10 protein-coding genes are annotated in these 12,343 nt (G+C 41.7%); 6 read left to right on the top strand and 4 right to left on the bottom strand.

Translation table 11 applies throughout. From position 1 onward, the window contains the following. The first annotated feature begins 629 nt into the window (after window positions 1-629). The 4 genes from HWQ43_RS01795 to HWQ43_RS01780 all read left to right on the top strand — a co-directional run bounded on the left by HWQ43_RS01795 (window position 630) and on the right by HWQ43_RS01780 (window position 4,516). Complete coding sequence (locus HWQ43_RS01795; RefSeq protein WP_104905149.1) at window positions 630-1,331, top strand: Crp/Fnr family transcriptional regulator; 702 nt, start codon at window positions 630-632, stop codon at window positions 1,329-1,331. Window positions 1,332-1,344: 13 nt separating this feature from the next. Further along, window positions 1,345-2,085 (top strand): DUF2232 domain-containing protein, encoded by a 741-nt coding sequence (locus HWQ43_RS01790; RefSeq protein WP_292729384.1) that lies wholly within the window; start codon window positions 1,345-1,347, stop codon window positions 2,083-2,085. An 84-nt stretch (window positions 2,086-2,169) separates the two neighbouring features. After that, a complete protein-coding gene (gene cobT / locus HWQ43_RS01785) occupies window positions 2,170-3,366 on the top strand; it encodes a nicotinate mononucleotide-dependent phosphoribosyltransferase CobT (protein WP_292729659.1) in 1,197 nt (398 codons plus the stop codon). A gap of 220 nt (window positions 3,367-3,586) precedes the next feature. Beyond that, window positions 3,587-4,516, top strand: coding sequence for a hypothetical protein (locus HWQ43_RS01780; RefSeq protein WP_292729381.1), 930 nt, complete (start codon window positions 3,587-3,589; stop codon window positions 4,514-4,516). Between the two features lie 675 nt (window positions 4,517-5,191). Here the strand turns inward: HWQ43_RS01780 and HWQ43_RS01775 are convergent. Next, window positions 5,192-5,563: a hypothetical protein gene (locus HWQ43_RS01775; protein WP_292729378.1), complete on the bottom strand. Its 372-nt coding sequence runs from the start codon at window positions 5,561-5,563 to the stop codon at window positions 5,192-5,194. Window positions 5,564-5,919: 356 nt separating this feature from the next. Between HWQ43_RS01775 and HWQ43_RS01770 the strand changes: the two genes are divergently transcribed. Beyond that, window positions 5,920-7,083, top strand: coding sequence for an extracellular solute-binding protein (locus tag HWQ43_RS01770; protein ID WP_292729375.1), 1,164 nt, complete (start codon window positions 5,920-5,922; stop codon window positions 7,081-7,083). A 110-nt stretch (window positions 7,084-7,193) separates the two neighbouring features. Here HWQ43_RS01770 and HWQ43_RS01765 read toward each other — a convergent pair whose 3' ends face one another. Together HWQ43_RS01765 and HWQ43_RS01760 are read right to left on the bottom strand one after the other, a co-directional pair. Further along, window positions 7,194-7,721 (bottom strand): hypothetical protein, encoded by a 528-nt coding sequence (locus HWQ43_RS01765; RefSeq protein ID WP_292729372.1) that lies wholly within the window; start codon window positions 7,719-7,721, stop codon window positions 7,194-7,196. A gap of 54 nt (window positions 7,722-7,775) precedes the next feature. Continuing rightward, complete coding sequence (locus HWQ43_RS01760; protein WP_292729369.1) at window positions 7,776-8,552, bottom strand: class I SAM-dependent methyltransferase; 777 nt, start codon at window positions 8,550-8,552, stop codon at window positions 7,776-7,778. A 310-nt stretch (window positions 8,553-8,862) separates the two neighbouring features. Between HWQ43_RS01760 and HWQ43_RS01755 the strand changes: the two genes are divergently transcribed. Then, window positions 8,863-9,486, top strand: a complete 624-nt coding sequence (locus HWQ43_RS01755; protein ID WP_292729366.1) for a Uma2 family endonuclease — start codon at window positions 8,863-8,865, stop codon at window positions 9,484-9,486. Here HWQ43_RS01755 and HWQ43_RS01750 read toward each other — a convergent pair. Then, window positions 9,481-12,114 carry a U32 family peptidase gene (locus tag HWQ43_RS01750; protein ID WP_292729363.1) on the bottom strand — a complete coding sequence of 878 codons (2,634 nt, stop codon included), beginning with the start codon at window positions 12,112-12,114 and terminating at the stop codon, window positions 9,481-9,483. The two genes, HWQ43_RS01755 and HWQ43_RS01750, sit on opposite strands and share 6 nt — an antisense overlap. Window positions 12,115-12,343 lie beyond the last annotated feature (229 nt).

Here is a 12,343-nt window from a genome sequence, read left to right as displayed (position 1 = left end):
ATTACCTTACCTAAGAAATTATGTCAACTAATGTGACAATTACTTTACAATCACCGTACCCCTATGGGGATCTTGCTACGCGCAGCGTCGACCATAGGAGAAGTTTTGAGTAGCAAAAGCCGCTACTTGGACTTGTGACTGTCATTATGTTATGGATTACTGGGAGTCGTGGCAATCTTCAATCATCGAAGAAAACAAGGAAAAAAGTTTCTCTTTGTGCCCCCATCTCCTTGTCTCCCCCTCTCCTTGTCCTCTTCAGACAGCCTTTGCTCGAAAAGCTTAATTTTGCAGGTCATTGGTTGCCTATTTTTGAAAGTCGCTAAAATACCTGAGCAATAATTTACTCCCTTTAGTATCATTAATGTTGTTTGCCTATATTCATAACTAATCAAGTTTGCAGTGCAGCTAGCCCCTAAGCAATACAACCGCAGGCTATAAACTACTTTTTGCAAAACTTTTACTCCGTTTAAACTTATAGGTAAAGATTATTTAGAAAAACTTCTTATCGCTTTCTTGTGTAGCATAGTTTAGTTTTTTCTTGGAAAGGGAGCTGTGCAATGATAGCTTAGGCTACAAATGGCACTCCTGTTTTTTGTGTGTACATAGCAGCTTGAATTAAAGATGTCGTAATGGAAGATCGATATAGCTTGCAAGCACAGGCTAATTCCTGGATGATCACCTCCGCTCCCTTTTTTCAAGGGTTGCCAGAAACTGCTGTGGAATCAGCACTCACCCATCTTGTTACCCGCACTCACCCAGCCAATCAGGTGATTCTGCTAGAAAATGACTGGGGTGGTTCTGTGTATTTTATTATGGACGGATGGGTAAAAATTCGCACCTACAATCTGGAAGGAAAAGAGGTAACGCTCAACATTATTGGCAAAGGTGAATTGTTTGGTGAAATGGCGGCGCTAGATGAAGCACCTCGATCCACCGATGTGATTACCTTGGCCCCAACGGTAATTGGTAGTATGCCTGCTCAGGATTTTGTCAAATTACTTCAGATAGAACCCTTGGCGGGAGTTCGATTGGCGCAGCTAATGGCACGACGTTTGCGGCAAGTAAATCGCCGATTGCGGTTGCGGGAATCTGATAGCCAGTCAAGGGTAGCAGATACGTTGTTATTTTTGGCAGAAGGACAGGGGAAAAAAGGGCAAACCGGAACTGAAATCCCCAATTTACCTCATCGGGAATTGAGTAGTTTAAGCGGACTGGCGCGGGAAACGGTGACACGAGTGTTGACAAGGCTAGAAAAAAAAGGCTTGATTAAACGGGATCAAGACACTATTTGTATTCCCGATTTGTCAGCCTTAGAAAGAATGATCGTTTAAAAACTTGTCAGATATGAGTATTTTAGATTCTCTCCCAGATCAGCCGGAGGAAGATCCATCCCCTGAATCTTCAACTCCTCAAAATCATTGGTTAGATAAAGAACAGCAGTTAATGGCTCCTCAAATCAAAGCTGATGCGCCCTTGAGGATGGTGGAAACGGCATTTTTAGCCAGTACCGCTAGCTTAATTTGGTTTATTAATTTTTACTTTCCCTTGGGCCCAGTTTTGCGAATATTTTTTCCGGTGCCGATCGCTCTAGTTTATCTGCGTTGGGGCAAACGTGCGGCATGGATGGCAGCGCTCACCTCTGGGTTACTGCTGACGGTACTGATGGGGCCAGCGCGCAGTTTGCTGTTTGTCATGCCCTACGGGTTTATGGGCGTCCTTTTGGGTGCTACGTGGTGTCGTCGTCGTCTTCCCTGGATTGTTTCTATCACTCTGGGTACGCTATTGGGTACTTTAGGAGTCTTTTTTAGGCTGTGGTTGCTGTCTGTTTTGTCGGGTGAAGACCTGTGGATTTATGTGATTACCCAAGTGACTGAGTTCATTGAGTGGGTATTTTTTAACTTGAGTTTGTTGGCGAGTCCCAGTGTATTTTTGATTCAAGTGGGAGCGATCGCTTTAATTCTACTCAACAACTTTATCTACCTTTTTGTGGTACATCTGGCAGCATGGTTGCTTTTTGACCGCCTGGGAAACCCTATTCCCCGCCCACCACACTGGGTACAAGTCCTGATGGATTATGAAGGATAGTTATTAGTTATTAGTCATTTGTCATTTGTCATTGGTTAAACGATCAGTCCTAACTAATAACCAATGCCCCATGCCCAATTGCCCATGCCCAATTCCCAAATTCGTATTTATACCCAAAAAGAACAGGGTGAACAATGGCTGCGAAGGTATCGTGGTTGTCTACCCGTATTTGCTTGTGTTTTAGGATTTACTGAAACTGGTTTAATTCCAGGGATTTCAGCAGCTGGTCGCACTCCAGAGGATCGGAAATATACAGCTTGTGCCGATGCTGAGTTTTTGTATTACGGCCCAGAACATAAAGCCCAATATCCTCTACCACCATTGGCGGCTGGGGCTTCGCCTGTGTTGATTTCTCGCGCTGTCTTTGAGTCATTAAAGATACCAATTCATTTATTTAATGCGGGTTTACCTCAGCCTCCTGCTGTGCCAGTAATTGATTTAGGTGGCGCTCCTGCTCAGTGTTTAAGTGGAGGTGCTGCGATGGAAATTACCACAGTACACCACTTGTTTGAACAAGGTCTACTTTGGGGAGAACGCCTAGTTGCCAATATTCAACAGGGGTATCTGATTGTTGGTGAGTGCGTCGTCGGAGGTACTACAACTGCCCTGGCAATCTTAACTGGTTTAGGTATAGATGCTGCCGGAAAAGTTAACAGTAGCCACCCTGTTTGTAACCACTCGCAAAAGTGGTCACTAGTGCAAGCTGGACTGGAGAAGATGAAGGGGAGCAGGGGGCAGGGAGCAGGGGGCAGGGAGCAGGATAAGATATTTCAATCTCAAATCCAAAATTCTGTAGATCCGCTAAAACTCGTAGCCGCCGTGGGCGATCCGATGCAAGTGGTAGTAGCTGGAATGGCGATCGCTGCTAGCCGTAGTTGTGGTGTAATGCTGGCTGGAGGGACGCAAATGCTGGCGGTTTATGCGCTAATGAGTGCGATCGCTCAAGCTTACGCCTTATCATGGCAACCAGAAGCAGTAGTTGTCGGCACAACCCGCTGGGTGGCTGAAGATCCTACTGGGGCTACAGTTGACTTAGCCCTCAACTTAGGAAAAGCCAGCTTAACTCCGACTGTAGGAACCCCTCCTCTATTAGCAACTCATCTGAGCTTTGCTGATTCTCGTTATCCCCAACTCAGAGCTTATGAGCAAGGCTTTGTAAAAGAAGGTATGGGCGCTGGAGCCGCTTGCATAGCCGCTCATCTTAGCCAAGATTGGCAGCAACACCAACTTTTGGCAGCCATTGAAGCCCAACTTGAACGGCTAAGTACAGCATCTCATTAATTCTTAGCGAATTAAATTTGGCAAGACTCTGCGCCCCACCAAAGTTATAAACGGAGGTTTCCTCCGATGCTACTTCTCTGTGCGTTTAAAAATCTTGCCCAGCATGACAGAAGAATTAGAATAAACTATGAATTGGAGTTTTCCCTTTCTTGGTTTATTATCTAATTGGTAAACGCGTAATATTTCTATCTGCTAAAGCGGTTCTGGAGCTACAAATAAAATGACTGTTTTATTAGTTGCCATCCTGTTGGCAATTAACTTAGGTGCTGGATGTTATTTGACTCTAGCTAATCCTCTAAAAGTCTCAGAGCAAACATCAACTAAACTTATTTTTATTATTCGGCCAAAAGTGTTTTTAGGTGTGGGAATATTTTTTAGTCAATTATTTGTTCTATTTTTATTTGCGTCTATTGTATTTACACCTATTACACAACTTGTCTGCAATCGTTATCCAAACAATATATCTACTTCAAATATTGATTTGAGTACAAGACAAAATACTTTAACAGTAATGTGTAAGTTAACAAAAAATAATTGGTTAGGTCGAGAACAGAGTCAAACGCTAGTTTCTGAGTTACTAGAGGCTAAATTGGAAACTCAGATTGATACTGATGGTCAGGCAAAGTATTATAGATATAACATTTTACTATTAAATGATAGAGATAGTTTTCCTTTTTCACGCGCAGGATACCCAAAATTGAACCTTGAAGAATTGCAATCAATAGTATTAAGAATTAACAAATTTTTGAAAAACCCTATAGAGAAGAATTTAGAGGTTATGCTTGATGAGGCTTTTACTGGCTACATTTCTGTGATGATTACTGTATTCTGTGGAATATTAGCGTTGCTAGTAGCGTCACTAGGTTTCTTTATCACTTGTAATTTTGATAAAGAAACAAATACTGTAAAGCTTAGTCGTTACAGGTGGTTTGGAACGTTAGGAAAAACAGTTTTTCAATATTATTTGAATGAAATTACTGATGTTAAGCTTGAACGGATTGATACTAGTATAGATGAATACTTTTTTCGGGTTATTTTAGTACTAGAATCGGGTGATAATCTACCATTAACGCCCAATTATACTTCAAATTATATAAATGGAGATTCTATAGTTAGAGTAACTAAAGATTTTCTGGAACTAAAACAATAAAGATAGCGCTAGATAAAAGCGTGGGGTTGGTAGACTCAGAAAAATATGAGTTCTGAAACAAGCTATGTCTCACATAAGCTTTTTAATAAAATTTGTACCCTCTGTAATTTAATTATTTCATTTTGAGATTTATATATTTCAACAGCTTTATGATAATCTTTTTTGTTTTGCGTTTACTCTTTTCTTTGGCTGCAAATGTTTTAAGAATTTCCGACTTGAAATCTCCGTAAATTTCTGCCGTTTCATCAATTGGGATTGAGTCCCTTATTTACAATAGCGGTTGAGTAGGAGCAGGTTGCAAAAGGTCAATCTTAGCGAAAGCGGTCTGGCTTGTCATCAACCAATTTGAGAACAAGATGCCAAAAACACTAATGAGAAAAATACAGATTAATAAGAAAATCTTGGTTTTGAAACCAGACAATACCCTAACGACACCAGTCTTAGGGTTGGTTTTTTTTGTTTCATAGTGAGGTATTGACTAAAAACCTATGGGTAGATATATCACACTATTACGTAAAGGTATGTAATAGTGTGTTTAACTTTTCTATCAACTTGGTGGCTGGATTACTTACTTTTATCTAAGTATATGCTCATAAAACCATCACTCGATATTGAACCTAAAGGCTTATCTTACCTACCTCAATCTATTTTTTATTCGTTGAACTTCAGGCTAAATTAATGAATTCTCTCTCTAAGTAATTGTTCTTCTAAAGCAGCAATGCGATTGTACGCTGCTGTTAACTGCGCTGTCAGTCGTTGTATTTGAATTTCTGGTGTTATATTATCTCCAGCTTGACGATGCATGTCTAGATAAATGCCATCTATCAACACATCCTTGTGTTCCATTTCTGGATTTAAATTGTTACGTCCTTTAAACTGGTAGCCTCCAGCTGCACCATTTTGTTGGCAATTATCCTTTGCTTGTGTATTCGCTAAAGAACACTCTGAGAAAGTTTGAGTGACTTTACCATCAAGCTGCTCAATTACTTGGCACAGGTCATCCAGCTTTTGGCTTAAAGTCAGGATCTGCTGCTGTAATAGCTCCATTTAATACCTTTATCCGTACATTTTCTTTATGTTATTCAATTTACTCCCAACCTTAACGATACTTATGGATTATTTAAGTATTGATAATTTTTGCTGGAAATGTGACATTTAAATCATTACTTCTAAATATAAGTAAGGGTTCACCATAAGTACCACCAAGTAAATTTATGGATAAAATTTAATCTTTAGGTAGAAATTTGACAAAAAATCGCTAATTTGAGTCAAATATTCAAAATTACCCGTATTATCAATAAAAAATACCGATAATTCTCCAGATCCACTTTTTCAGCTAGTCAGCCACTGGTGAATCTCTGCTTAATATTAGGTATAATCAAAAATCTTAAAATCCAAAATCAATGGATCGACGGTCTTTTTTGCTAGGTACAAGCACACTGGCACTTTCACAACTGCTTTTTGGCTGTGGTGGAAACAAGCAGACACAACTAAAAGTACAGCTATTAAAAGGTTCTATACCTGGTCAGGTGGTGAATCAGTTCCACAAAGGTTTGCAGCAAAGGGTGCAGTTAAAGTTTGCTCCAGTTGAGCGTATACAGGATTTATTTCAGCAATTACAAAATTGGCAGCAGAAGCCAAAGAACAGCGATGAGCAGGGATGGAGCCGCTTTATACCCTTTAGGCAAGGTCAAGGTCAAAAAACGGCTGATACAGACCTAGTAACATTGGGAGATTACTGGCTAAAAGCAGCTATTGAGCAGAAATTGATTCAACCACTCCAAGAAGTGCAGGGAAACCAATTAAAGCAGTGGTCTACTTTAGATGAAAGGTGGAAACAACTGGTAACGCGCAACGAACAAGGTATTTTGGATACTCAAGGGAAGGTGTGGGGTGCACCTTACAGGTGGGGTAGCACAGTAATTGTTTATAACCGTGACAAGTTGCAAAAATTGGGATGGACACCCAAAGATTGGAGTGATTTGTGGCGAGATGGAATGCAGCAGCGTATTTCCCTACTCAATCAACCACGAGAAGTTATTGGTTTGGTCTTAAAAAAGCTAGGAAAATCTTATAATACAGACAATCTTGACCAAGTACCAGACTTGGAAAAGGAATTACAGGTATTAAACCAACAGGTGAAGTTTTACAGTTCCAATAACTATTTGGAACCTCTAATTATGGAAGACACTTGGCTAGCGGTTGGTTGGTCAAGCGATGTATTGCCTATTTTGGGACGTTATCCGCAGCTTGCCGCAGTTATCCCCCAGTCAGGAACAGCAATCTGGGCGGACTTATGGGTACGTCCCGCAGGCATTACTAAGGATAGTTTATCAGATCAATGGATTGATTTTTGTTGGCAACCAAGTACAGCTAAACAAATTTCGGTGCTGACTAAAACTAATTCGCCAATTTCTACAAATATTACCGCTTCCGATATCCAAGAACCATTATGGAGTTTGTTGCAGAGCGATCGCAATGTTTTCGATAAAAGCGAATTTTTACTTCCCTTACCTCCATCAGCAATAAAACAATACGAGTCTTTATTCGCCAAAATTAAGGTTTAATTGGGAATGGGGCATGGGGCATGGGGCATGGGGCATTGGGCATTGGGCATGGTTATTCTGCTTTTCCCTTTTTCTCGCTTGTCACCCTCATCTCTCCCAGTCCCCAATCGCTACAAAAAACGCTGTAAACCGATCTTGTTCTTAATAGTGGTTTGGATACTGCATAAAGCTGGACTTGTACTAAAGTTGCAAGTGTAGGTTGCCAAGGGTTCTTTTTGATAATTAAATACCCGGACGTTGTAACCAAAGTTCCGTGCAGCGCTACCCAAGCGATTTACGAAGTCGTAGCGCTCTACATACTCTAGTAAACTCCAAATTTGCTGATTCACGATCAAGTCTACTCGTGCAGGTTCTTTGCCAGAAGTTGGATATGCTATCCAATTATCCAATAGTTTTTTCTCGGAGTTTTGTTGTGCCCACCATAAACTAGGAACGGTTAATCGTTCTGGATGAATGGTGTTAGCTGTGATTACATAGTCTTTTGGCTTGGTCAATAAGTCTAGTTCTAAAGGCGCACTAGAAGGTGACGGTATTAAACGGGTTTGCGCTAGTGAGGGGGGGGCTAGTAAAGCTGTGAGGGTAATGCTTAGTACTAATGAAAACGATATCTGGCGATCGCACAATTTAGGTATATACATAACTGATACTAATTCATCATTCGTTATGAATGTACAAGTTAAAATTCGCACACCTTAAAGTTTAACGGCAACGATGCGAATTCTTCGATAATCTGCTGTCCAAGTTCCTTGTTGATATAGTGTTGGCTTCAGATATTCCTCGACGACGGGAATTATTTGTATTTGTTGCTCAGGTGAAAGTCCGGCGAAGAAAGGGCTGGCGAACATTTTTATCCAGTTTGCTATGCCAGTTTCCCCTTCTGCGAGGGGAGTTGGGCGAGGAAACAGGATAGCATAAATGACATCAAAGCCTTGATGTTCTAAGAGGCTAGCGTATTCACCAATGCTGGGGTAATACCAAGGATTTTCTACTTGTGCTTGAGAGATACCAATGGACTCTAAAGCATTGTATAAAGCTGTGGCGATCGCCTTTATATTCCCTTTACCACCAAATTCTGCGACAAAACGCCCTCCGGGTTTTAAGGATTGATGGATGGAAGCGATCGCGCTATCTGCTTCTTTTACCCAATGTAGTACAGCGTTGGAAAATACAGCATCCAATGGCTTATCTACTTGAAAGTTTCTAGCATCAGCAACATCAAAACGGATATGGGGATAGTTTTGTCTTGCCTTCTCAATCATCTCAGATGCATAATCAACTCCCATTACTTCAGCCCCAGCTTGGGCAATTTTTTCTGTGAGTTGTCCAGTACCACAGCCAAGATCCAAAATGGATTCTCCTGGCTGAGGGTTGAGTAATTTCAGTAAGTCTTCGCCATATTGCCAGACAAAGGCGTGTTTATCTTCGTAAAGGGAAGTGTCCCAATTATTGCTTGTTGAAATATTATTCATAAATAAGTATGGTGGTTTTTAATTTTATCTAATAAAACCTTTTTATTGTAGTAGTTAGATTCTCAATTTTTTAAAAGTCGATAATCGATATATAGCAATCCTAAATCATTTGTGAAAGAGAAGATACCCAACTTCTTTGAATAGATACAAAATTTTGTAAAATCTTCCAAATTCACCCTTTTGGGTTTATCTGGTGAGGTTTTGTACCGACTTATATTTCTGATTTATTAAATAAGTAGGGAATCTGAGGGTCAAATGAGTAATACCAAATAATTTGCTAAACTCGGAATCATCATCAGGAGTAAGTGTGATGTTTCAAGCCTTACCAAAAATGATCGCTTTTGAAGAATTCCTCAATTGGAAGCCAGATGGAGGACGCTATGAACTACACGATGGGGTAATTGTTGAAATGCAGCCAGTAGGAGATCATGAAGAGATTAATGGTTTTTTAGCTAAAAAACTAAACGTGGAATTTGAACGGCTGAGTCTCCCCTACCTTATACCCAAGCAAACACTAGTTAAGGTTCCTGACAAAGAGTCGGGTTATTCACCTGATGTAATCGTGATAAATCAAAAGAATCTTTCAGCAGAACCGATGTGGAAAAAGTTTTCAACGGTTACTCAAGCTGCGTCGGTTCCCCTAGTTATTGAAGTCGTCAGCACGAATTGGAAGGATGATTATGCACACAAGCTGGTTGACTACGAAACTTTTGGTGTTCCTGAATACTGGATTACTGATTATTTAGCTTTAGGCGGTAGAAGGTATATAGGTAATCCCAAACAACCGACTATTTCCGTTTACTATTTGGTGGATGGTGAGTATCAAGTTAACCTGTTTCGGGGTAGCGATCGCATCATATCGCCTACATTCCCAGAATTGAATTTGACTGCGGAACAGATTTTTCAAGCTGGGCGATCGCAAAATCAATTATGAACGCAGTGCTGACACTCCCATAGGGCCACGAGTCACGCCTAATTGATTTTGCAACTTCAACTCGCGCCAAAGTTGGGAACCTGTAATCTCACCTTGCAATAATTGACTATAAAAATGTATTGTTTTACTCACTTGCTCTGGTGTTTCGTTCACAAACTCGATGCGGAAGTGGCGTAACCCCAGTTCTATCAGACGCTGTACGTACTCGGCTCCCGTTTGAGCAGTGCCGTTAAATACAGTATTGCGGCAACCTACATCTGCTTTGATGACGTGTTCGCTGCCTACACGGTCTTTTAATTTCACTTCCTGCTTTTCACAAGGTCGTCCACAGTTGGTGTAATCTGTACCCGTCGAGAGAAAGGCACAAAAAACACAATGCTCCATGTGAAACATCGGTATATGCTGATGGATTGTCACCTCAAACCACTGGGGTGGACAACTGGTGAGTAAATCTTGAAGTTGGGTAATATTCAGGTCGTAGGATGCCGTCAGCCGTTCTAAACCAAAATGTTGCTGAAAGTAGTCTGCTGTTAAGGAATTAGCAACGTTGAGCGAAAAATCTCCGATACAACGGTCTGCTGCAAAGAATTGCAATTGGTCATAGTTCCGTATCAGATAGCCATCTGCTTCACAGGCACGGACTTGCTGCAAAATCCAATTTTCTCCCGGTTTGGTAATTCGGGGTGGTGCAACCCAAATTGTGGGGAGTTGGGAGTTGGGAGTGGGGAGTTGGGAGTTAGGAGTTAGGAGTGCTGAGTTATGAGTTGAAAGTGAAGAATTTTCTGCTTTGTTTTTTTGCTGTTGCTGGCGCACCATTTGCACCGCTTTTTGGTAGGCACGGGGGTCTTCAAATTCACAATACAGTGTTTCAATACCAGCTTTGAGAGCGGCTTGCAGTTGCTTGAGATTTCGTACTAGGACGATGAGTGAAGGAGATGTAGCTTTAGCTTCCCGCAGGGTGGGAGATGAGGGGAGTAAATTTTGGAAAGAGACATCAGAATGTAATTGCCAGCGTTTGGGTTGACTTCGCAATTCTTCCAACTGTGCTACCATTTCCCGCCGCATCCGGTTCAACTCACTTACGGGTAGCATAATAGCACCGCTGAGGTGGTTGGTTAGTGTTCCTAAACAGAAAGATGTGTTACCGAGACGACCGAATTGTTCTTTTAAACGATCTGTATCTAGCGATTTGGTGTGCGCTTCCACCAGAGAAATTGCAGATTCTACCTGTACAATATTACCGATTTGATCGCGGGCGATCGCAATTAATGGCTGACCAACTTCTCCATAAATCTCCAAGTCAATCGGACGCTGAAATTGTGGGTTCTCGCCAGCAAAACTCTGACGCACTTGCTTATCGAGTTCTGGATCGCTGGTTTTCCAAATGCGATCGCCTATATGCACTCGGCGTAAGTTCAAGTCATTTCTACCAAAGGTCAGCACACTTTCCTTTCCTTTGGAAACCACCCCATAAACTCGCCCACCTTCTTCCTTCGCCTCTGGATGACCGCAGTCAAATACAATTCCATCCCCTGGCTTGACAGGCGCTTCCAATTTGACTGTTACTTCCTCGTTGTGAATGCGGCTGACTTCACCTAAATAAACCCCACGTTTTTTACCAAAGCGGGCGTGAACTAGTTCCTGATTATTAATTCCGCCAAACCAACCCGTGTAGAGTCCGCGAGAAAATGCCATTACTAGGTTGTAATGTTCTTGGCCTGATTGACCTCTCCCCCCTTCTCTTGTAGGCAAAGAGGGGTTAGGTATTTCCAATTCCGTCATTACACTATCCAAAGCTTGCCGATAAACACGGGTGACATTAGCAACATACTCTGGAGCTTTCAGGCGACCTTCAATTTTGAGACAGGTTACTCCTGATTTCACCAAATCAGGCAGAACATCTAACCCTGCTAAGTCTTGAGGACTGAGTAAATATTTGCGCTCTTTTAAATCCACAACTTTCCCATCGGCGATTAAATCGTAGGGCATCCGGCAAGCTTGGGCACATTCTCCTCGGTTAGCAGAACGTCCACCTAAAGCCTCACTAGTCAAACATTGACCGGAATATGCCACGCACAAAGCACCATGAACAAAAACTTCCAAGGGCAGCGAAGTTTTTTGTTGGGCAATCTGCTGCTGAATTTTATTGATTTCTTTGAGAGAACATTCACGCGCCAGCACCACCAATTGACAACCAAGAGATTTGGCAAATTCTACCCCAGCCGCACTGGTAATCGTCATTTGCGTGGAAGCATGGATGGGAAAATCGGGGGAAAGTTGACGGATGAGACGGCATATACCAATATCTTGAACGATCGCTGCATCCACACCAGCTGCAATAATTGTGCGGAGATATTGCTGTGCTTCTGCTAGTTCTTTGGGAAATATTAGTGTGTTGACAGTGACATAACCCTTTACACCCCGACGGTGCAGGAATGTCATCAATTGGGGTAAGTCCGCCTCAGTAAAATTTTGTGCCCGCATTCTGGCGTTAAACCGATCCAAACCGAAGTAAATCGCATCTGCCCCATTTTCCACAGCAGCTTTAGCACATTCCCAATTACCGGCTGGCGCGAGTAGTTCAGGACGTTGAAGGGAGAGTTGGGACGAAGGGCGATCGCTTTTCATTAGATTTAGGGAGGATTAACTAGCACCATAGTGATTTTATCTAAGTTGGTGGGGGATGGTGCGATCGCTCTCTCATCTGCGGTTCATTCAATCCTCTTCTCCTCTGCATCTGGAGTAAGTAGACAGGCGAGAAGAAACAGAACTATATTAAATTTAGTTAAAAAAAGTTTCGCTAGGTTGTCAATGTATTAATAAAATGGAAATTTTTAAATCAAGCACCGCCATAAAT

Origin of the sequence: Nostoc sp. JL31 (assembly GCF_017114965.1) — a bacterium.
GTDB classification, from domain to species: Bacteria; Cyanobacteriota; Cyanobacteriia; order Cyanobacteriales; family Nostocaceae; genus Nostoc; species Nostoc punctiforme_A.
This window is presented reverse-complemented; position numbering and strand designations above follow the sequence as displayed.

What these genes read in the sequence shown, in the direction of transcription:
- HWQ43_RS01790 (WP_292729384.1), top strand. Translation starts at nt 1,345, where the DNA reads ATGAGTATTTTAGATTCTCTCCCAGATCAGCCGGAGGAAGATCCATCC.
- HWQ43_RS01755 (WP_292729366.1), top strand. Translation starts at nt 8,863, where the DNA reads ATGTTTCAAGCCTTACCAAAAATGATCGCTTTTGAAGAATTCCTCAAT.
- HWQ43_RS01760 (WP_292729369.1), bottom strand. Translation starts at nt 8,552, where the DNA reads ATGAATAATATTTCAACAAGCAATAATTGGGACACTTCCCTTTACGAA.
- HWQ43_RS01770 (WP_292729375.1), top strand. Translation starts at nt 5,920, where the DNA reads ATGGATCGACGGTCTTTTTTGCTAGGTACAAGCACACTGGCACTTTCA.
- HWQ43_RS01750 (WP_292729363.1), bottom strand. Translation starts at nt 12,114, where the DNA reads ATGAAAAGCGATCGCCCTTCGTCCCAACTCTCCCTTCAACGTCCTGAA.
- HWQ43_RS01775 (WP_292729378.1), bottom strand. Translation starts at nt 5,563, where the DNA reads ATGGAGCTATTACAGCAGCAGATCCTGACTTTAAGCCAAAAGCTGGAT.
- cobT (WP_292729659.1), top strand. Translation starts at nt 2,170, where the DNA reads ATGCCCAATTCCCAAATTCGTATTTATACCCAAAAAGAACAGGGTGAA.
- HWQ43_RS01795 (WP_104905149.1), top strand. Translation starts at nt 630, where the DNA reads ATGGAAGATCGATATAGCTTGCAAGCACAGGCTAATTCCTGGATGATC.
- HWQ43_RS01780 (WP_292729381.1), top strand. Translation starts at nt 3,587, where the DNA reads ATGACTGTTTTATTAGTTGCCATCCTGTTGGCAATTAACTTAGGTGCT.
- HWQ43_RS01765 (WP_292729372.1), bottom strand. Translation starts at nt 7,721, where the DNA reads ATGTATATACCTAAATTGTGCGATCGCCAGATATCGTTTTCATTAGTA.